Annotated in this window: 18 protein-coding genes; 10 read left to right on the top strand and 8 right to left on the bottom strand. The window is 63.6% G+C overall.

Features of this window, described 5'->3' with window-relative positions:
• Window positions 1–1085: aminomethyltransferase family protein (locus tag ACFOHJ_RS05180; protein ID WP_378219192.1), on the top strand; the 1085-nt coding region annotated here is incomplete at its 5' end.
• A gap of 124 nt (window positions 1086–1209) precedes the next feature.
• Here the strand turns inward: ACFOHJ_RS05180 and ACFOHJ_RS05175 are convergent.
• Window positions 1210–2268, bottom strand: coding sequence for a 2Fe-2S iron-sulfur cluster-binding protein (locus tag ACFOHJ_RS05175; RefSeq protein ID WP_378219190.1), 1059 nt, complete (start codon window positions 2266–2268; stop codon window positions 1210–1212).
• Between the two features lie 94 nt (window positions 2269–2362).
• Complete coding sequence (locus ACFOHJ_RS05170; protein ID WP_378219188.1) at window positions 2363–3217, bottom strand: LysR family transcriptional regulator; 855 nt, start codon at window positions 3215–3217, stop codon at window positions 2363–2365.
• A gap of 126 nt (window positions 3218–3343) precedes the next feature.
• Here ACFOHJ_RS05170 and ACFOHJ_RS05165 point away from each other — a divergent pair, with 126 nt between their 5' ends.
• A complete protein-coding gene (locus tag ACFOHJ_RS05165; protein WP_378219186.1) occupies window positions 3344–4426 on the top strand; it encodes an amidohydrolase family protein in 1083 nt (360 codons plus the stop codon).
• Between the two features lie 10 nt (window positions 4427–4436).
• Window positions 4437–4790, top strand: a complete 354-nt coding sequence (locus ACFOHJ_RS05160; protein ID WP_378219185.1) for a Rieske (2Fe-2S) protein — start codon at window positions 4437–4439, stop codon at window positions 4788–4790.
• Window positions 4791–4985: 195 nt separating this feature from the next.
• Here the strand turns inward: ACFOHJ_RS05160 and ACFOHJ_RS05155 are convergent, their stop codons facing one another.
• The 3 genes from ACFOHJ_RS05155 to ACFOHJ_RS05145 all read right to left on the bottom strand — a co-directional run bounded on the left by ACFOHJ_RS05155 (window position 4986) and on the right by ACFOHJ_RS05145 (window position 8294).
• Window positions 4986–6398 carry an MFS transporter gene (locus ACFOHJ_RS05155; protein WP_378219183.1) on the bottom strand — a complete coding sequence of 471 codons (1413 nt, stop codon included), beginning with the start codon at window positions 6396–6398 and terminating at the stop codon, window positions 4986–4988.
• Between the two features lie 135 nt (window positions 6399–6533).
• Window positions 6534–7493, bottom strand: coding sequence for a PDR/VanB family oxidoreductase (locus ACFOHJ_RS05150; RefSeq protein WP_378219181.1), 960 nt, complete (start codon window positions 7491–7493; stop codon window positions 6534–6536).
• Between the two features lie 108 nt (window positions 7494–7601).
• Window positions 7602–8294: a hypothetical protein gene (locus ACFOHJ_RS05145; RefSeq protein WP_378219179.1), complete on the bottom strand. Its 693-nt coding sequence runs from the start codon at window positions 8292–8294 to the stop codon at window positions 7602–7604.
• A gap of 152 nt (window positions 8295–8446) precedes the next feature.
• Between ACFOHJ_RS05145 and ACFOHJ_RS05140 the strand changes: the two genes are divergently transcribed.
• A complete protein-coding gene (locus ACFOHJ_RS05140; protein WP_378219177.1) occupies window positions 8447–9370 on the top strand; it encodes a LysR substrate-binding domain-containing protein in 924 nt (307 codons plus the stop codon).
• Between the two features lie 70 nt (window positions 9371–9440).
• On the opposite strand, the gene ACFOHJ_RS05135 is transcribed toward ACFOHJ_RS05140, so the two are convergent.
• Window positions 9441–10223: a helix-turn-helix transcriptional regulator gene (locus tag ACFOHJ_RS05135; protein WP_378219210.1), complete on the bottom strand. Its 783-nt coding sequence runs from the start codon at window positions 10221–10223 to the stop codon at window positions 9441–9443.
• Window positions 10224–10337: 114 nt separating this feature from the next.
• Between ACFOHJ_RS05135 and ACFOHJ_RS05130 the strand changes: the two genes are divergently transcribed.
• The 5 genes from ACFOHJ_RS05130 to ACFOHJ_RS05110 all read left to right on the top strand — a co-directional run bounded on the left by ACFOHJ_RS05130 (window position 10338) and on the right by ACFOHJ_RS05110 (window position 17146).
• Window positions 10338–12467 carry a hydantoinase/oxoprolinase family protein gene (locus ACFOHJ_RS05130; protein WP_378219176.1) on the top strand — a complete coding sequence of 710 codons (2130 nt, stop codon included), beginning with the start codon at window positions 10338–10340 and terminating at the stop codon, window positions 12465–12467.
• A 61-nt stretch (window positions 12468–12528) separates the two neighbouring features.
• A complete protein-coding gene (locus ACFOHJ_RS05125) occupies window positions 12529–14724 on the top strand; it encodes a hydantoinase B/oxoprolinase family protein (RefSeq protein WP_378219174.1) in 2196 nt (731 codons plus the stop codon).
• The gene (locus ACFOHJ_RS05120) at window positions 14724–15230 is read left to right on the top strand and encodes an acetone carboxylase subunit gamma (protein ID WP_378219172.1); all 507 of its coding nucleotides are present in this window, start codon (window positions 14724–14726) and stop codon (window positions 15228–15230) included. Before ACFOHJ_RS05125 ends, ACFOHJ_RS05120 begins: the two co-directional genes overlap by 1 nt.
• Window positions 15231–15344: 114 nt before the next feature.
• Entirely contained in the window at window positions 15345–16172 is an 828-nt protein-coding gene (locus tag ACFOHJ_RS05115; protein ID WP_378219170.1) for an SDR family NAD(P)-dependent oxidoreductase, read from the top strand.
• Between the two features lie 35 nt (window positions 16173–16207).
• Complete coding sequence (locus tag ACFOHJ_RS05110) at window positions 16208–17146, top strand: choline ABC transporter substrate-binding protein (protein ID WP_378219168.1); 939 nt, start codon at window positions 16208–16210, stop codon at window positions 17144–17146.
• Window positions 17147–17306: 160 nt separating this feature from the next.
• Here ACFOHJ_RS05110 and ACFOHJ_RS05105 read toward each other — a convergent pair whose 3' ends face one another.
• Together ACFOHJ_RS05105 and ACFOHJ_RS05100 are read right to left on the bottom strand one after the other, a co-directional pair.
• The gene (locus tag ACFOHJ_RS05105) at window positions 17307–18647 is read right to left on the bottom strand and encodes a GAF domain-containing protein (protein WP_378219166.1); all 1341 of its coding nucleotides are present in this window, start codon (window positions 18645–18647) and stop codon (window positions 17307–17309) included.
• The gene (locus ACFOHJ_RS05100; RefSeq protein ID WP_378219164.1) at window positions 18644–19141 is read right to left on the bottom strand and encodes a pyridoxamine 5'-phosphate oxidase family protein; all 498 of its coding nucleotides are present in this window, start codon (window positions 19139–19141) and stop codon (window positions 18644–18646) included. Before ACFOHJ_RS05100 ends, ACFOHJ_RS05105 begins: the two co-directional genes overlap by 4 nt.
• 244 nt (window positions 19142–19385) lie before the next feature.
• On the opposite strand from ACFOHJ_RS05100, the gene ACFOHJ_RS05095 reads away from it, so the two are divergent.
• A complete protein-coding gene (locus ACFOHJ_RS05095) occupies window positions 19386–20231 on the top strand; it encodes an arylamine N-acetyltransferase family protein (RefSeq protein ID WP_378219162.1) in 846 nt (281 codons plus the stop codon).
• Window positions 20232–20339 lie beyond the last annotated feature (108 nt).

The raw sequence follows: 20339 nt of genomic DNA, 5'->3' as shown, positions 1-20339 counted from the left end.
ACTATTTTCTGCAGGCCGGCGAGCAGAAACCCCCGCTGGAAACCTTTGAGCGCGCGCCCTATGTGGAAGTCATCGGCCGTGAGCACAAGACCGTGCGCGAGGGTGTGGCGCTGGTCGACCAGTCGTCCTTCTCGAAATTCGAGATTTCGGGTCCCGGCGCGTTCGCCTACCTGCAATGGCTGGCGGCAGCCAATCTCGACCGCGGCATCGGTTCGGTCATCTACACGCAACTGCTCAACAAGCGCGGCGGCATCGAATCCGACCTGACCGTCATGCGCCCGCGCGAGAATGTGTTCTATGTCGTTACCGGCTCGGGTTTCGGTACGCGTGACGGCGGCTGGATCCGCCACCACATGCCCCGCGACGGCTCTGTGACCATGCGCGACGTCACCAGTGCGCATGGCGTCATCAATCTGTGCGGTCCCCTGGCGCGAAAGGTGTTGGAAAAGGTCAGCGAAAACGACGTCGGCAACGAGGCGTTCCCCTACATGGCCTGCTGCGACATCCGCATCGGCTGGGCGCCGGTGATGGCCGCGCGCGTCACTTATGTCGGCGAACTCGGTTGGGAGCTGCATATCCCGTGCGAATACATGGCCTATGTCTACGAGGTGCTGCGCGAGGCGGGCGCCGAATTCGGCATCGCCGATGTCGGCTACAAGGCGATATCCAGCCTGCGCATAGAAAAGCGCTATCTCTACTGGGGCGCGGACATCACCCCGGACGACACGCCGCTGGAGGCGGGCCTGGGCTTTGCCGTGTCGATGAAGAAGGGGGATTTCCTGGGCCGCGATGTGCTCGCGGGGCAAAAGGAGCGGGGTCTCTCGCGAAAACTAGCCTGCTTCCGGCTCGACGAGCCGCTGCCGGTCTATGGCGGCGAAGCGATGGCGGCCGGGGGCCGCTTCATCGGCATGACCACGAGCGGCGATTTCGGCCATACGGCAGGCGCGTCGCTGGTGTTCGGCTACCTTTGCGGCGACGACATGGCGCTGAAGGAGATCGAGGTCGAGGCGTTCGGACGCCGCAGCCGCGCCGCACTGGTCGAGCGCTGCGCCTATGATCCGGGTGGCGAGCGGATACGGCTCTGAACCGGAGCATCGGCCCGAAAAGGAGAAACAGGTTCGGAGTTCGCCGAAATCCTGACCGTGCCGGCGATGGCACTGGAGGCAGCGATGGCAAGGTGCGCCCATCGGAAAAGAGGTGCTGGGTCGTTCAGGCCTCGATTGAGACCGCGCCCCTCGGCCGGCTGCAACATGCCAGGACATAGCCACCCGCCTTCTCTTCGTCGGACAGGCCGCCCAGATCGTTCATGTCGACCGCGCCTTGGGTCATCCTGATCCTGCAACTGCCGCACACGCCCTGCTGGCAGGAACTTTCGATCCAGATCGCGACATTCAATGCGGCTTCCAGCAGGGTTTCGCCCGGCGCGCATTTGCCGTGCTTGCCCGACAGTGCGAAATAGACTTCACCGCCGGGATCACCCGTATCGTCGATCGTGATCTTTTCGCCGAAACTTTCTTCATGGAGCGCGGTGACCGATATCTGCCTGGCCATCTCGCGCGCCGCCTTCATGAAACCTTCCGGCCCGCACATGAAGATTTCCCGTTCTTGCAGATCGGGGACGAGCGACTGCATCAAGGCCGCTCCGATATGTCCCTTCGCGCCGGGGAAGTGCGGCTCCTCGCTATCGTCGCCAACTACCAGGTGTATCGTCACATTCTTGAAGCGCTTGGCGATGAACTCGAGTTGGTCGCGGAAAATGATGTCCCTGGGTGTCCGCGAAAAATAGACGAAAACGACGTCCGTGGGATCCACGACATCGTTGATGTATTGAAGCATCGAGATGACCGGAGTTACCCCCGAGCCGCCGGAAAGAAAAAGCGGCTTGCTCGATGGCAGGTCGAGATAATTGAAGGTGCCACCGATATCGGCGATCTCGACCTCCATGCCGGGCCGCATTTCGTCGTTGAGCCAGTTCGACACCACGCCGCCCGGCACCCGCTTCACCGTGATCTGGATATTGTGCGGCCGGGTCGGCGTGGAACAGATCGAATAGGCGCGCGGACAAAGCTTCCCGCCGATCTCGAATTTGAAGGTCGCATACTGGCCGGGCTTGAAGTCGAAGGTCCGGCTTTGCCTGTCCTCGAAGACGAATGTCCTAGCGTCGTGCGTTTCCTCCATTACCGCCTTGCAGACGAGCGTGGCCGGGCCGCCCCGGTAGCAGGGCTGCCGGTTGGCGGTCGACAGGGAATAGCGAAAAGGAAAATTCATCAGCATCGCGCACCTCCGACGAGTGCGCGAATCGTATCAAGTTTATCGATCTGCCGTGACTCGATGAAGATGCGGTTTCAATCGGGAAATCCGATCATCGATGCTCGATGAGCTCCCTCAGGAGCTTGAGCGCCCAGACCACCAGCGGATCTCGACGGCGGCGCATATGGACCGCGGAGAATACCGGTTGCGGGACGATCGGAGCATCGTCGACGAGCCGAAGGCGCGGGATTTTGTCCTGTGCGCTCGGGAACGCGAAACGGGGCAGATAGAGCGTGCCTCCATATCGCTTGAGAAGTTCGATGGCGAGATCGTCGCTGCCGATGACCATGCTTGGGAAAGCAAGCTCGGGAAGAACGTCATCGAGGGCCCGCTCGAAGGCGCTAGTGTAGGCGACCTTGACGTAACGGTCGACGTCCACTTGCGCCAGATGGTCATGGTCGGTCGAGACCATGATGAACTCGGACGCACCGAGACCGGCGATCTGGATGTCCGGTGTAAGCTGGGGCGCGAACATGATGCCGATGTCGGTCTCGCCTGAAAGGATGTCGCGCTGGATCTGCGACGAAAAATTGATCTCGACATGGAGATCGAGCTCCTCGTCGCTTCGAAGCCCGTCGATCCAGTCGATCAGATAGGCTCTGACGAGACTGTATTGGCAAGAGATGTGCAAACGCCGCTTGCGGGTTGAGGCACTCGCGTGGAGGTCACGTCGCGCGTGCCCCCAAAGCGTCAGGAATGCTCGGCAATGCCCTTCGAAGCGTCGCCCCGCAGGCGTGGGTTCGGCCCCGCCGCGTCCTCGCTCGAAAAGCCTCGCCTCCAAGGTTTCTTCCAACTGGCGGATTCGTGCGCTGACCGTGGATTGCATGATGTTCATGCGCTCTGCCGTCCGCTTGAAGTTGCCCGTCTCCATCACGTCCAGGAATGTCAACAGCAGGGCGATGTTCATAGGTTCAATCGCATATCTCGATCGATAATCAAGAATGACTGATATTTCCCGATCGAACTTCGGTCAATAGCCTGTGCCTTGGATGCAACTGGCCGATCGACCGGGCCTGCGAAGCTGGAGCCTCTGATGTTTATCGTCGATACCGACTGTCACAATTACTGGTGCAGCGCCACCGTGCTCGAACCCTATATGGAGGGCGTGTTCAAGGACATGTTTGTCCGTGGCGAAAGGACGGGGCCGCGCGGTGCGTTCCCCCACGGTCATCGCCCGTGGTTCCATCCGGAAGGATTCGCCCGCCACGACGTCAACCCGGTCGAGGAAGACGATAACTACCTCATCATGAAGGAGAAGCACCTCGACAAGTACAATATCGACGCGGCGATCCTGACCGGCGACGAGCCCATCGAGGCATCGACGCTCGCCAATCCTTACTACGCCAACGCGCTTTGCAAAGCATACAACGACTACCTGATCGATTACTGGCTTCCCAAGGACGCCCGCTTCTGGGGGGCGTTGGTCGTTGCACCGCAAGACCCGAAGCTGGCTGCGGAGGAAATCCGCCGCGTCGGCTCCCACCCGCGTATCGTCCAGGTTCTGGTGAGCCATGGCGCGCAGCGGCCCTATGGTGATCCTTTCTATCACCCGATCTTCGAAGCGTGCGCGGAAATGGGCCTGCCCTTCGCCATGCATCTGGGCGGGCAGGGCGGCCTTAACGCGACACCGATCGGCGCCGGCCCGTCGACCTTCTTCTGGGAAACGCATGCGATCCTGCCGCAATCCGCAATGACCCATCTGGCCTCGCTCATCGCTCAGGGCGTGTTCGAGAAATGGCCGGATCTGAAAGTGGTCATCATCGAATGCGGCGTTGCCTGGGTGCCGTCCGTTCTCTGGCGCATGGATTCAAATTACCGGGCGCTGCGCAAGGAAACGCCCTGGCTGAAGCGGCTGCCTTCGGAGTATTTCAAGTCGAACATCCGCATGTCCACGCAGCCTCTGGAACAGCCTGCCAACGTCCAGCACCTCTGGGCTACGCTCGAGGCGATGGACGGCGAGAATACGCTGCTCTTCGCATCGGACTATCCGCATTGGGATTATGACGATGTGACCAAGCTCCACATTCCGCCGGCGTGGCGCGAGAAGATCCTCGGCCTCAATGCGCTCGAGGTCTACGCTCGCATCAAGCGCCCTACAGCGATTGCAGCCGAGTAAGGAGAGCGACATGGCAGAGAAGCAATTCGCCTGCAAAGCGTCCGAAGTTCCGTCCGATGCCGCGAAGATCGTTACATTCGGGAGGCTTTCCCTCGGTCTGTTCAAGCTGGACGACGGCTATCATGCTCTTCTCAATGTGTGCCCGCACAAGGGTGCGGCGCTTTGCGAGGGCCCGGTCTGCGGCACCACGAAGCAGACCGACGAGAGGGAATTCGTCTACGAGCGCGCCGGGGAACTCGTGCGCTGCGCCTGGCACGGCTGGGAGTTCGACATACGTAGCGGCGAATTCCTGGTGGACAGAAGCGTTCGGACGAAGACTTTTCCGGTGACGCTCGAAGGCGAAGATATCTACGTTCACATTTGACGGTGTCTATTTCGCCTAGACCGGAGGCCGCCATCGCACGTGTAAGTTGCCGGCTGTTTGCCATGCTGTCTCGACCCTTGGTCAGATGACGCAGCGGCAATGGCTTTGCCGGTAAACGGCGACATGCTTTCCGCCAGGCTCCCAGGCGAGCCTGTTGCGCTCGCCTGGGAGGCAGGGTGGCAATCCCCGTGGAAGTTACCGGATGCTGGTAGCTGCTGCGGGAACGGTCGCGGCGGGTTTCGCCCCGTCATGGCTGGTGTCTTCGAAGCTCTTCGGCATCCGGCCGCGCAGGATGGAAACCGACAGGATGCTCAAAAGGGCCATGCCCGATATATACCAGCCGATGGAATGAGATCCGTAGTTGGCGGCCAAGTCGGTCGCGATGATGGGTGCGAGCGCGCCGCCGAAGATGCCGCCCAGGCTGTAGGAAAGAGCCGCTCCCGTATAGCGCACATTTGCCGTGAACAGTTCCGGCAGGTAGGCGCCCATGGGTCCATAGATTCCCCCCATGATCGCCAGCGTGCCCGACATCGCCAGCATGATGACCACCGTGTTCTTCGTGTCCAGAAGCGGGAAGAAGAAGAACGCCCAGACTGCCGCGATCACTGCCGAGATGACGATTACCCGGGCGCGGCCGAACCTGTCGCTCAGCATCCCGCAGTACAATGTGGATGCCGCCATGGCCAGGACCGCGACGATTGTCAGGGAAAGCATGTGAGAACGGCTGAAGCCCAGAACGTCCACGCCGTAGCTCAGGCCGAACGTGCCTGTCGTGAAGAACAGGACATAGGTAATGGCCGTGGCCATGCCGCCGAGCACGACCTGGAGGAAATGCGTCCTCATCACCTCCATCACTGGCGCCTTGGATTGCTTCTCCTGCTCGAGCACCTTCTGGAATACCGGCGTCTCGGCAATGGTGAGGCGAACGTAGAGGCCGAACATGATCAGGACGATGCTGAGAAGGAAAGGAATGCGCCAACCCCACCCTAGGAACTGCTCTTCCGAAAGCGTCATGCTGAGCAGCAAAAAGATTCCGTTGGAGAGCAGGAAGCCCGGCGCGCTTCCAAGCTGGGGCAGGGCGCCGAACATGCCGCGTTTGCCCTTCGGCGCATATTCCGTTGCCAGCAGGGCGGCGCCTCCCCATTCCCCGCCCAGGCCAAACCCCTGCGCGAAGCGCAGCAGGCAAAGCGCTATCGGTGCGGCGATGCCGATGGATGAATAGGTTGGTAGCAAGCCGACCAGGACAGTGGCGATGCCCATGGTCAGGAGCGAGGCGACGAGCATCGCCTTGCGCCCGATCCGATCTCCGAAATGGCCGAATACGATCGCGCCGAGCGGCCGGGAAACGAAGCCCACGGCAAATGTCGCGAAAGCGGCGATCGTGCCCGTGACGGGATCGAGCGTCGGGAAGAAAATGGTCTTGAACACCAACGCAGCTGCGATGCCGTAGATATAGAAATCGTAGAACTCGATGGTCGTGCCGACCAGGCTGGCTATCGCGACCTTCGATTTGCTTGTGTCTTTCTGCCTCGTCATTTGGTTTCCTCCTCCTGAAACTCCCAATGCAGATGCTGTTTGGGGCCCCGGCCAACAGTCGGTCAGGGCCATGAAGCGAGGTGCGGATCAGGCAACCTCTATCGCCACGGCCTCCGTCGGCACGTCGCTCCCCCGCGGTGCCGGCGATCCTGTGTGAGCAGCGTGCTCTTCTTACCGTTATCGTGCGTGCGATGGCATGAGCCGACCCTAGAGATCGAGTACGAGAAGGTCGGATTCTGAACGCGACACGCAGACGAGCATTACCGTCCCCGACTCCCTGTCGGCATCGCCGAGCACGTCGTCGTTGTGTTGCGGAGTTCCGGCCAGGACCTTGACGAGGCAGGTGCCGCAAATGCCGGCCCTGCAGGAATTGGTGATCTTGAGGCCCGCATTTTCGAGAACTGAAAGCAGGCTGGTGTGGGCCGGCACCGTCAGCCGTTTCCCGGAGCACGCAAGCTCGACTTCGAAAGCGCCTTTCTCCAGCCTGGGCTTGGCGCTCGGCGCAAAGCGCTCGCGATGCAGCGCGCCCGCGCGCCAGGTCCGGCAGTTTTCTTCGACCGCATCGATCAACGGGCCTGGGCCGCAGCAATAGACGACCGTGTCGGCACTCGGCTTGCCCAGGAACCGCGGCAGGTCCAGGAGGCCGAATTCGTCCTGCGGCATGATATGGATCTCGCCGCCGCGACGTGTGGAAATCTCCTCCAGGAATGCCATCGAATTGCGGGTACGGCCGCCATATAAAAGCGTCCACGGCTTTCCCTCATCCGCCACCTGACGGATCATGGGCAGGATCGGCGTGATGCCGATGCCGCCGGCAATAAACAGGTAGCGCCCGGCATCGACCAGCGCGAAGTTGTTTTTGGGCGTCGTGACCTGAAGGCGGCTCCCGACGCGGACCTCCTCATGAATACAACACGAGCCGCCCCGGCTGGCGGGTTCGCGCAGCACCCCGATGCGCCAGGCTTCCGGATTTCGCGGATCGCCGCACAGCGAGTACTGCCGCACCAAGGCATTCGGCAGGATGACGTCGATATGGGCGCCCGGGGTCCAGCCCGGCAGGGACTGTCCATGTGCGGGCCTCATCTCGAGCGAAACCACGCCGTCAGCCTCGGCCGTCACAGCCGTCACGGCTACCTCGAAGACCGCGCCGGCCCCGGGCAGGCCCATGGAGTCCCTCATGGCTATGTCGTTCATAAGCTCGACCTTCCGAATGGGCGACCACGACGGTGACGTTGCCCGGACACGGGCCGGGTAACCGTGCGCGTTGCGGCCGTGTCAGGCACGGCGGCGCTGGGCGACGGATTCAGGCGTGAAGGTCTTCCACGCGATGTCGCGCATGCCCCTCATCGCCCGCAGGATTTCCTCGCGATCATGATCGGTCCTGGCATAGCTGGACAGAATCTGCCGCCCTAGGCCGACATGGAACTTCTCGTCGATCTCGATCTGCCGGTAGACGCGCACCACCTCGTCGAACTGATGCCGCTCGCCGGCCCGGAAAGTCGGCTCGAAGCTGCCCGATGCCGAGGTTTCCGACACGTTCCACGCAGCGATCGCTGCCAGCGGATGGCGCTCGAGGCAGTCCCACAGGAACTCGCTCCACGGACGGGCTTCCTCGGGCACCGCGACCGGAACGGTGCCGCCGAGCGATTCGATGGCCTTGCCGACCGCCTCGTAGTGCTCTGCTTCCTGGAACGACTGCTTTGCCAGCAATGTGATGTGGGTGCGCGAAAAGCCCATTCCGTAACGGCGGATCTGTTCGTTCAGCAGAAAAACATAGTCGATTTCCCGCCACGCACGCGGCTCGAGCCAGGCCGCCAGGACCTTGGGATCGGGATTGTTGTCGTAGGTTGCGAAAAACGCCTCGGTCGCCTGCCTGGTCGACTCGACCACGGAATCGAGAATCTCGTCGACCTCGTCGCTGATCCCGACCAGCCCGTCCCCCCCACGTACGTTTCTGACATTCACCATTTTGTCCTCCAGTAAATTTCGGTCGATCGGCTACGACAGGGCCAGTTCGTGAAACCAACGATATCGCCGGGTGGACATCGGACACAGCGATTAGAATTGCATTGTGATTTAGAAATACTAATGTAGACGCGACGTAACCGGAGAGGGAAACGTTGGCCAAGCTGCCTCCGTTGAAAGCTCTGCAGGCGTTCGACGCGTTCGGGCGACTGGGCAGCGTGGCCGGCGCGGCTGCAGAGCTTGGCGTGACGCCCGGCGCCATCAGCCAGCAATTGCGCAAGGCGGAGGAGTCGCTGAACCTGCGATTGCTGGAACGACGCGGTAACCACGTCGAGCTCACGTCCTGGGGGCGTATCTATTATTCCGAAATCCGCCCCGCTTTCGAGCAATTGCGCCACGCGCAGGAGAAGCTCAACCGGATAAGAAGCACGAGCGGGATCGTTATCAGTTGCCTTCCTTCTCTCGCCGGCAAGTGGCTGGCGCCACGGCTGGCCGATTGGCAAATGTCGCACCCAGATGCGAATGTCCGGCTTCTGGGAAAGGGCTCCGAGCCGCAACTCGGGGAAGATTCGATTGATTTCCGCATTTCCTACGGCGACCGCATACGCGAATACGATCATTACATCGAGATTTTTACCGATTGGGTGGTGCCGGCATGCTCGCCGGCATTCCTGAAGGCCAACCCGGTCGCCAAGCCGATCGATATCCTCGCCAAGCCCCTGCTGGGTATCGAGTGGGACCGCGACCACAAGGCCGCGCCGACCTGGTCCGACTGGGCGGTAAGGATCGGCGCGGAACCGCGCATGACGCGCGGTGAAATGGCTTTTTCCTTGTCGAGTTCGGCCATCGACGCGGCGATCAACGGACGCGGCTTCGTCCTGGCCCAGATCGCGATGGTGGCGGACGATCTCGAAGCAGGCCGCCTCGTCGTCCCCTTCGACCTGCGGGTCAAGCTCCCCCAGGCATATTTTCTTGCCTGGGACCGGGCTGCGCTGTCGAAGCCTTTCGGTCCCGACCTGCGCGCCTGGATCATCTCCATCTCCAAGAGCCAGAGCGCGGCATCCACCGGTGTGTCTTAACCCGCGTGACGGCATGATCGACCTGGTCAGGGCATCATAAGCCCGTCGGGACGCAAGCACGGGCTGCCGTTCAGCCGGCCGCCATGCGGTGCTGGAAGAATTGCAGGAACAGTTCCCGCTCCGTGGTGATGTCGAGCTTTTCGTAGATGCGGCGGCGGTGGTTCTTGGCGGTGCCGACGGTGATGCCGAGCCGCTGGGCGATTGTCGCCGTCGGGTGGCCTGCCAGCGCGAGCTGCACCAGTTCGCGCTCGCGGGCGCTGAGTTCGGGCCACAGTTCCTCCGGCACCTTTGGTTCCTTGCGGGGGGAGGCGCCGGGCACCGATGGGGCGGCGGTGCGCGAGAATTCCGGCCCGCGCGCCTTGAGGTCGAGCGCATGCAGGGCGGCGAAGACGGGCAGCCGCTGGCTCAGCAGGGCCAGTTCGTTCTCACGGAACGGCCTGGTCGAGCGGTCGAGAAAAATGCCGAGGCACCAGTCACCGCCGTCGGCGAACAGGATGCCGACCTCGTCGCAGATCGCCGACTGCGCCAGAAACTCGGCGATGTAGCGGCCGCGCTTGACCTCGTCGTCGGCAAGCCGCTTCAGCGGCACGATGCCGCCGCGCCGCTTGCGCCGCCAGTAGGCGTAGAACGGATCGTAGACGTAGTAATTTTCCAGATAGCGCTGCACCATCTCGTCGGAGAAGCGGCGGTGCTTGACGAATTCCGGCATGCTGGTGGCCGAATAGCGGGTGACGGTGACCAGGTCGTGCGGAACGTCGGCGCCGATCAGGTCGATCAGGCGGTCGACGTGTTCGTCGGTGCCGGTTGCCGCTATCGCTTTCGCCAGTTGTTCCCAGATTTGCCCCGCGCGCATGGTGTTTTGTGCGTGTTCCATCCCGCTCCGTCATTGTGTCTTTGGGCATATGGCGCTCGGCCGCCGCCCCGATCTACGCTTGAGCCAACTTAGGCAGTCTTGTGGAAGGCGACCGTGACCCAGCCCATCGTTATAGGCATCGACGCCGGCGGCACCATGACCGACACCATCCTTGTCGACGCCGACGGACACTTCAAGATCGGCAAGTCGGCAACGACGCCGAAAAACGAATCCGAGGGCTTCCTGGCCTCGGCCGAGGACGCGGCGGATGCCTGGGGCATCTCGCTGGAGGCGCTGTTCTCCGGCGTCAACGTGGTGCTCTATTCCGGCACCGGCATGCTCAACACGCTGTTGTCGCGCACCGGCAAGAAGCTCGGCCTGATCACCACCAAGGGCCTGGAGGACATGATCCTGATGGGGCGCGGGCTGCAGGCCTGGGCCGACTATTCCTATGCCGACCGGCTGCATGCCGTGACCCATGCGCATCCCGACCCGCTGGTGCCGCGCCGCCGCACCCACGGCGTCACCGAGCGCATCGACCAGTTCGGCGACATCGTGCTGCCGCTCTACGAGCACGAGGTGCACGAGGCGGCGAAGAAGCTGATCGCCGACCGCGTCGACGCCATCTGCATCATGACCATCTTCTCCCACGTCAACCCGGCGCACGAGAAGCGCATCGCCGAAATCTGCCGGCAGGAGATCGACAAGGCGGGCGCTGATGTCCGCGTCTACAGCAGCCACAAGGTGCGCCCCGTCATCCGCGAGCAGTCGCGGCTGAACAGCGTGCTGATCGAAGCCTATGCGACCTCTCGCGGCCGCATGCAGCTCAAGGGCATCGAGGACGTCTCGAAGAAATACGGCTTCAAATACGGCGTGCAGACGCTGCTGTCCTTCGGCGGCCTGACCTCGATCAATCATCCGCGCCTGCACGAGACGATGATTTCCGGCCCCATCGGCGGTATCCTCGGCGCGGCCTATGTCGGCAAGCTGATCGGCAACAATTCGCTGATCTGCTCGGACATGGGCGGCACCTCCTTCGACATGGGGGTGATTACCCGCGGCCAGACGCGCATCGAGAACGAGCCGCTGATGGACCGCTTCAAGCTCAACGTGCCGACGCTGCATCTCGACACCATCGGCGCCGGCGCCGGCATGATCCTGAAGGTCGATCCGCTGACCAAGAAGGTTTCGCTCGGGCCGGAAAGCGCCGGTTCCGATCCGGGCCCGATCTGCTTCGCCAAGGGCGGCACCGAGCCGACCATCGCCGACTGCGACGCCATTCTGGGGCGGCTTAACCCATATTACTTCCTCGGCGGCAAGGTCGTCCTCCAGGTCGACAAGGCGAGGGCGGCCTTCAAGCAGAAATGCGCCGACATTCTCGGCGTCGGCGTCGAGGAAGCGGCCGAGGGCATGATCGACATGCTGGAGGCGGACGCCAACAACGCGCTGCGCCGCGTCATCTCGGGGCAGGGCATCCACCCGTCCGAATTCACGCTGCTGTCCTATGGCGGCTCGGGGCCGCTGCACCTGGCCGGCTGCTCGAAGGGCATCGGCTTCAAGGACATCATCACCTTCCAGTTCGCCGCCGCCTTCTCGGCCTTCGGCTGCACCACGGCCGACTTCATGCGCCGCCATTCCGTTTCGACGCAGATCGACATAAGCGCGCGCGCCGGCGATGCCGAACTGGAGGCCTTCGGCGAGCGCGTGACGGCGGTATGGGACGACCTGACCAGGGCAGCGGTGGACGAGATGATTGCAGACGGCCATGCCCGCGACAAGATCAGCACCACGCCGTTCCTGATGATGCGCTACACCGGCCAGCTCGAGGACGTCGAGGTGATGGCGCCGCTGTCCGCCATTCGCTCGGCCGACGACATGCGCAAGGTGCTGGAGGAATTCGAGGCCGTCTACGCCAAGGTCAACCACCGCGTCTCCCGCTACGGCGAGGCCGGCTTCTCGATCACGGAACTGGGGCTGATCGCCACCGCCGACAAGGTCAAGCCGGTGCTGGTCAAGCGGCCACTCGGCAAGTCCGATCCGTCGCCGGCGCACAAGGGCGTGCGCGAAGCCTATATCGGCGGCCGCTGGCACAAGGCCAACCTCTACGAGATGGACCTTCTGCAGCCGGGCCACGAGATCATCGGGCCGGCCATCGTCGAGCACCCTGCCACCACGCTCGTCGTCCATCCGCAGGACCGCGTCTTCGTCGATGAATGGACGCTGCTGCACTACCAACATGCGTGAGCGGACAAGAAGCGAATACCCGTGTCCCTCCCGTCGCGCCTTGCATGAAAGGTTGAGCCCCATGCTGAACAGACCCACTGCGCCGATCCGCGAACGCCTGATCGAATCCGAGCGGCTAATGGCCGAGACCGGCTGCTACGACGGCATCACCGAGCTGAAGCTGCGCAACGAGGACCCGCTGAAGTTCGAGACGCTGCACACCAAGCTTCGCGCCTCCTGCGTGTCGGCGCGCGAGATGGCGCGGCGCATCTCGGCCTCGCCGGGCGTGCGCGAAGTCGGCGAGATGGTGGTCGCCATCTACACGCCGGAGGGCGATGCGATCGCGCTTTCCAACGGCATCATGGTGCATGTGCACACCATGAGCCGCTTCATCAAGTGGATGATCCGCGAGGGCTACGAGGAGAACCCCGGCATCCGCGACGGCGACATCTTCGCCAACAACGACGCCTTCATCGGCACCGTGCAGGTGCCGGACGTGATGGACGTGGTGCCGATCTTCCACTCGGGCCAGCTGGTCGGCTGGGCGGGCGCGGTCTGCCACGAACTGGAAGCCGGCGGCATCACGCCCGGCGGCGACGTGGCGCTGGCGCAGGAGCGCTTCACCGAGGGCCTGTTCGTCTGCGCCGAAAAGGTCGGCGAGAACGACGAACTGCGCCGCGACTACGTCATCCGCTGCGAGCGCAATCTCAGGATGCCGATCTACTGGGTGCTCGACGAGAAGGCCAAGGTCGCCTCCTGCATCGACATGCGCGAGAGCGTCAAGGCGCTGATCGACGAGATCGGCCTCGACACCTGGATGCGCGTTTCCAAGGAATTCATTGAGGAAGGCCGCCGCGCCCAGCTTGCCCGCACGCGCCAGCTTACCGTTCCCGGCATCTATCGCGGCCACACCTTCTATGGCCACGTCACCGCCGGCAAGCCCGGCTACCAGCCGCTCGGGCCCGCCGACTGGCTCTACAACATGCCGATCGAGATGACGGTTTCGACCGACGGCAAGATCACCATGGACTTCGAGGGCACGCAGCCCTGGGGCTACCACTCCATGAACTGCACGCCGGCCGGCATGGACGGCGGCATGTTCGTGACGCTGACTCAGCACATGAATTTCGAGGGCCTGGTCAATGACGGCGCCTGGATGGCGACCGAACTGAAGCTGCCGCACGGCACCTGGACCAACCCGGACAGCGAAATGGTGGCGACCGCCACCTCATGGGCGCTGCTTCTGCCGGCTTACGGCGTGTTCCAGCGCCTCTTGTCTCGCTCCTTCATCGCCCGCGGCTTCGTCGAGGAAGCCTTCGTCGGCCAGGTCAACTCGCCGATGATCGAGATGGGCGGCACCAGCCAGTATGGCTCGCTCTTCGGCATGGCGCATTTCGAATGCGCCGCCGCCGGTTCCGGCGCGCTTGCCATCAAGGACGGGCTGGACACCGCCTATGTCGGCTGGAACCCGGAAAGCGACATGGGCAATATCGAGGTGTGGGAACAGTCGATGCCGATGCTCTATATCGGCCGCTCCATCGTTCCCAACTCGGGCGGCGCGGGAAAATATCGCGGCGGCTGCTCGTTCCTCTCGACATGGCTGGTCAACAAGACCGATCACCTGCGCCTTGTCACCTCCGAGCATTCCAGCCGCGTCTTCGACAATGGCGGCCTGTGCGGCGGCTATCCGGCGCCGACCTGCCAGAAGCACCGCGCCGTGCGCGACTCGAACATCTTCGAGTTGGCCGAGAAGGGCGCGCCACTGGCGCATCATACCGGCACCAACCCCTATCGGTCGGAATTGGAAATGCGGCTGGAGGGCGAGCACGTCACGGTCGAGGGTCCCTATATCACCGCCCCGCACAAGGCCGGCGACGTCTTCACCCATTCCTATAACGGCGGCGGCGGCTATGGCGACGTGCTGGAGCGCGACCCGGTCAAGACCGCGTGGGACGTGGAGAACGGCTTCCTGACGCGCGAGGCGGCGGAGGGCGTGTTCGGCATCGTCATCGAGGAGGACGCGGAGGGCTATCCAGTCGCCAATCTGGAGGCCACGAAACGCCGCCGCGAGGAAATGCGCGCCAGGCGGCTGGCGCGCGCGAGGCCGGTTTCGCAATGGATCGCGAGCGAGCGCGAGCGGGTGGCCAAGGCCGACTTCGCGCCGGAAGTCCGCAATATGTACGCCAGCGCCATCCGTCTTTCGGCGCGCTTTGCCAAGGACATGTCCGATTTCTGGTGCATCGATGCCCGGTCGGTCTTCACTGAGGAGAAGGTGTGATGACCAGCTATTCCAAGGAAGTGATCGGCGACCTGGTTGCCGGCAAGCTGCCATGGCCGCAGACCCGGCGCATCATGAGCGCCTACAAGGACGACGACCGCTTCTTCAAATATGTCGCGGTGCTGCAGGATCGCGTCGGCTGGAGCGACCGCATCCTTTTGCCGGTCTCCGACCATCTGTTCATCTGCGAGAGCGCCGAGGGCCGGGTGACGAAATGCGAGTGCGGCCACTCCTTCGGCGACTACCGCAGGAACTGGAAGCTGGCCGCCTCGATCATCGTTCGCGACTCGGAGGAATCGCTACGGGAAATCTATCCGAACAGCGATCTTCCCGATCCCGAATGGATGGAAATCCGCGAATTCATCTGCCCCGAATGCGGCACGCTGCACGAGGTGGAGGCGGCCGCTCCGGGCTATCCGATCGTCCACGACTTCGAGCCGGACATCGAAGGCTTCTATCGCGATTGGCTGGGCCAGCCGCTGCCCGAGGAAACCAAGGGAGGCTGATGCCGCAGATGGGCCGCGTCGTCGGCAAGCTTTTCTTCGTCGCCGGAACCCGCTTCAGCCGCCTTGCTGAAAGCGGGTTCCGGCGCGTTCGTCTTTCAGGGGAGTACTGTTGCGATGACTGATCTCAGCGGCCGCAGCGCCATCGTCACCGGCGGCTTTTCCGGCATGGGTTTCGCCATCGCCTCGGCGCTGGCCGAAGCCGGGGCGAAGGTCGCCGTGGGCTCCTACATCGCGCCGGCCGGCATGGTGAAGAACGATGCCGCCTATTATCCGGACGCCGACGAGATCGAACGTGTGCGCTCAGCACTCTCCGGGTATGGAACTACCGTCCATGCTGCCCATCTCGACGTGCGCGACAGCGATAGGATCAACGGTTTCGTCGAGGATGCGGTGCGAGCCATCGGGCCGATCGACATTCTCGTCAACGCCGCCGGCACGACGGCGGAGCAGCCGGTTGTCGGCCATTCCGACGAGCTTTGGGCAAAGATCGTCGATACCAACCTGACCGGCGCCTTCCGTGCCATCCGCGCCGTGCTGCCGGGGATGATCGAGCGCAAATGGGGGCGCATCGTCAATATCGGCTCCACCGCCGCCAGCGTCGGCTGGAAGGACAACCCCGCTTACTGCGCCTCCAAGTCCGGCCTGCTCGGGCTGACGCGCTGCGTCGCCCTGGAAGGCGCACCGCACGGCGTGACCTGCACCATGATCAGCCCGACCTGGGTGGAGACCGAGTTGATGCGCCGCAACGTGGCGCAGGTCGTCGAGCGCGAAGGCAAGGGCCGCTCCGCCGAGGACCTGATGGACGAGTTCCGCAAGGCCAATCCGCAAGGCCGCATGATGCAGCCGGAGGAGATCGCGGCGCTGGCGCTGTTCCTGTGCTCGGACGCCGCCAGGGGCATCACCATGGAGAACATTCAGATCACGGGTGGCGCTCTCTGGTAGCGCGCCTCTCGGCCAACAAAAAAGGGAGGAATAGCATGCGCAGAACCATTTTCGCTTTCCTGGCATTCTTCTTCGTCGCCGGAGGTGTGGCCCAGGCCACGGAACCGGCGAGTTGCCAGAAGGTCCGCTTCTCCGATGTTGGCTGGACCGACATCACCTCCACCACCGCGACCGCCTCGCTGATCCTGGAAGCGCTCGGCTATCAGCCGGAAACGCAGGTCCTGTCGATCCCGGTCACCTATTCCGGCATGAAGAACAAGGATATCGACGTTTATCTCGGCGACTGGCAGCCGAGCATGGAGGCTGACCGCAAGCCCTATCTGGACGACAAGTCGATCGAGGTGGTCGCCACCAACCTTACCGGTGCCAAATACACTTTCGCGGTGCCGAAATATGTCGCCGATGCCGGCGTCAAGGATTTCGCCGACCTGCAGAAATTCGCCGACAAGTTCGACCACAAGATCTACGGCATCGAGCCGGGCAACAACGGCAACCGCATGATCCAGGACATGATCGACAAGGACGCCTTCGGCCTGAAGGGCTGGGACCTTGTCGAGTCCTCCGAGCAGGGCATGCTGACCGAGGTCGAGCGCGCCGTCCGCAACAAGAGTTGGATCGTGTTCCTGGGCTGGGCGCCGCATCCGATGAACACGCGCTTCGACATGGTCTATCTTTCCGGCGGCGATGACTATTTCGGGCCGAACTACGGCGGCGCCGAGGTGCTGACCGACATCCGCGCCGGCTATGGCGAGGAATGCCCGAACGTCACCAAATTCGTCTCCAACCTGAAATTCACGCTGGACATGGAAAACCAGATGATGGGCGCGATCCTCGACGACGGCAAGGCGCCGAAGACGGCCGCGACCGAATGGCTGCAGGCCCATCCCGACGTGATCAAGCCGTGGCTGAACGGGGTGACCACGTTCGACGGCGGGGACGCCGAGGCCTCCGTCAAGAGCCTGATCGGCCAATAGGGTTTGCTGCGAACCCGGCCGGTCCCGTCGATGGCAGGTGGGACCGGCCGTCGCCGTTGATGCCTATGCCTCGCTGGGCCGCGGCATGAGGACTCTCCTGCTCGCGGAACCGTCTCAGGTTCCTGCGCGCGGGTGCGTGAAGCCGTTCCCCGTGCATGTGTTACCGTGCGGCCTCGACAACCAGCGGCCCTTCCGCCTCCAGGCGGACGCGGCCTCTGCCGACACGGATGAGGCGCAGCCGGGCCTGCTTTTCTTCGAGCCGGCGGCGCAGGAGCAGCAGCCGGGTTTCGAGGTTGTCCTTGATCTCCGGCATCCTGGCGCCGGCGGCAAGCCGCATTTCCCGGTTGGTGAACTCGCTACGGCCCTCGTTCAGGTGCCATTCGAGCATCAGGCGCAGCAGCGCGCCGGCAACGCCCTTGACGATATAGACGCCGTCGACGAACACGCTGTCGTCGAAGCGGTGATGCCCGATACGGATTTCCCGGCCGGCGGCGGCCGGTGCGGGTAGCGGAGCGGCCTGCCTCGGTTCCGTGGCGGCGGCTTCCATCTCGCTTGCCCGCAGCGCACTGGCGGCCTGCCTCGCCAGGATTTCAAGGGCGGCCTGGTCTTCCTCGCGAAAGGCCAGCCGCTCTCCGCTTTCGACGAAGAGCACGCCCGCCACCGTGCCGCGACACGTCATGGGAACGGCGATCTGGCTCATGGCCGTGGACAGCTGCGGGAAGGCCACGGTGCGGGTGGCGTTTTCCGATGGCTCCGCCTCGACGCCGATCGCCTCGCCGAACCGGCGCACACGGCTCATGTCGCTGACCTTGATCGTCTGGCCGCTTGTCGCCGCCGCGCCGATCAACCCTTCGCTGCCGGCGATCTCGGAGCCGAGGCCGGAGCGCTCGTAGCCGATGCTGCCGGTGGTGACCAGGCGGCCGCGATGGTTGTCGTGGATGAGCACGAGCGCATTGTCGTAGCCGAGAACGTGTCGGACGCCGCTGAGCAGGCTGTCGATGATCTCGCCCGCCTCGGCCTGTTGTTCGATGGCCTTGATCGCCTCTGAAAGGGCGGGGAGACCGATTGGTTCGCGGCCCGGTATGGCCGGTGCCGTTTCCACCAGGGAAGGGACCTTCTCGATCCCGTACACGCGGAAAATGTCGGCGCTTCTGAGCCGCATGACTTCAGACATGCCGACCTGCGCGCTGCTCGCCTTGAGCTGGAGGGCGATCTTGTCGAACAGCGGGCCGGTGTCGACGGACCGCATGAAGCCGATGTCGAGCAGGTACTGGTCGCCGGTAAAGCCGTCGACGAGGATCAGCGTGACCTTGGGATTGGCGCGTATGTTCGCCGCCGTCTTGGCGAAGAACTGATTGGAGAGCGCGACATGCCCGTCATCGACCCGCACGACATGCGAGAGGTAGGAGATGTTTGGCATGCCGTCGGCAGATGCGGTGGCGATGATGGACGGGATGACGCCCTCGAAGCAGGCGGAAAGATCGGACAGGCGCAGGCTCATTGCGATCTCGCGCCGGCCAGCATGCCGGCGAGCGGGCCGGGCGTCTGGACATAGATTTCGCTGATCGCGAGCCGGGCGACCCGCGCCTCGTGGGCCGTGAGCCAGGGCGCGATGAGCCGCCGGGACACCCCGAGGGATTCCAGTTCATCCGTCGCCGCCGTCATGAACCGGTCGGCGCGGTCGAGGTCGAGCATTCCTGTATCCTGCATAGCGGCCGCGCCCTTGAGCTGGAAGCTGACATAGTCCGACGGGCTGACGAAGGTGGCGGCCATCCGTCCCGTCTGGCGGATGTCGGCCGCCAGGCGCGGCCATTGCCAGGCGGAGAAGATGACGTCCACGGTCTCCCTGTCTTCGAGCACGTCGAAGCCGACGCCGCGCCCCGCCGACGGTCGCCCGGCAGCATCCGCCCCGGCGATGATGCACATCAGCGGCCGCCTGAAAAATTCGAGAAGCTTGTCGTCGAGCCGCACCCACGTCCCCGTCGCCTGTCCCAAGCCTGCTTAGCAAACTTTTAGGATATCCGGCAGGCTTTGCACATTCATTTAGGAACGCCCGTTTTCCCGATGCGCTATGGAAGCGCCGCACCCGCCGGGCGGCAGGAGAACGGGCAGTATCGGTTTGCCCGATGGCCCTTTCCGGCGCGCACTTCCAGGGGCGAGGCCGCCTGATCCGGCGGCAGGCCCCTTCGAAAGACAGCTTTGAGAACACGAAAACGGTCCATCGAAAGGAGACCGAAGGATGACGCACGTCCCTTCAAATGAAAACGGAATGACGCTGAGCCCTGGCCAGCTCGAGGCCTATCTCGCGCGGATCGGGGTGGAGTGGCCGGCCCGCCTCGACATCCACAGCCTATCGAAACTGCACCGCGCCCACCTGATGGCCTTTACCTGGGAGGCCCTGGACGCCTTCATGGGATGGCGGTCCTCGGTCACGCCGGCGGCCGCCTTTACCAAGATGGTCGAGGGCAGGCGCGGCGGCTGGTGCTACGAGATGAACGGCCTTTTTGGCGCGGCGCTTGCAGCGCTCGGTTTTCGCGTCACCCGTCTTTGCGGCGGCGTCGACCGGGAACGGCTCGGCGACATGGCCATCGGCAACCACCTGACCCTGCGCATCGACCTCGATCGCCCGTATCTCGCCGAAGTCGGCGTGGGCGACGCCATCGTCGAGCCGGTGCCGCTGGTCCTCGGGCCGATCCGCCAGCGCGGTTTCGACTTCTCGATCACGCAGGCCGATAGCGGCTGGCTGCGCTTCAACAACCATGCGCATGGCGTCGCCAGAAGCTTCGATTTCCGGCCCGACCACAGCGACGAGGCGGCCATGGCTTCGACGCATGGCTGGCTGATGCAGGACGCCGGTTCGCCATTCACCAACGCACTCGCCGTCTTCCGGCACAGGGCTGACGGCTATGTCTCCCTGCAGAACGACTGCCTGCGCCGCGTGACGGCAGGAAGCCTCAGCGAGAGACGCATCGTCAGCGCCGACCATCTGGCCGAGACGTTCGAAACCATCTTCGACCTCGATGTTCCCGATCCCGGGCACGTCTTGGAGCGGCTTCAGGCCGTCGGCCGCGACAAGGCCGCCTGAACTCCAATATCGAAGGACGTCTCCTGCGGCGCCGCCAGCGATCCCTGCTGGCGGGCTGCAGACGCCCGCTCATACCGACATGCCGAAGGCCCGTGCCCTCAGCGGCCC

Origin of the sequence: Aquamicrobium soli (assembly GCF_042646345.1) — a bacterium.
Classification (GTDB): Bacteria; Pseudomonadota; Alphaproteobacteria; order Rhizobiales; family Rhizobiaceae; genus Mesorhizobium; species Mesorhizobium soli_A.
Note: the sequence above shows the minus strand (reverse complement) of the source record. Positions and strands in the feature narration are given on the sequence as shown.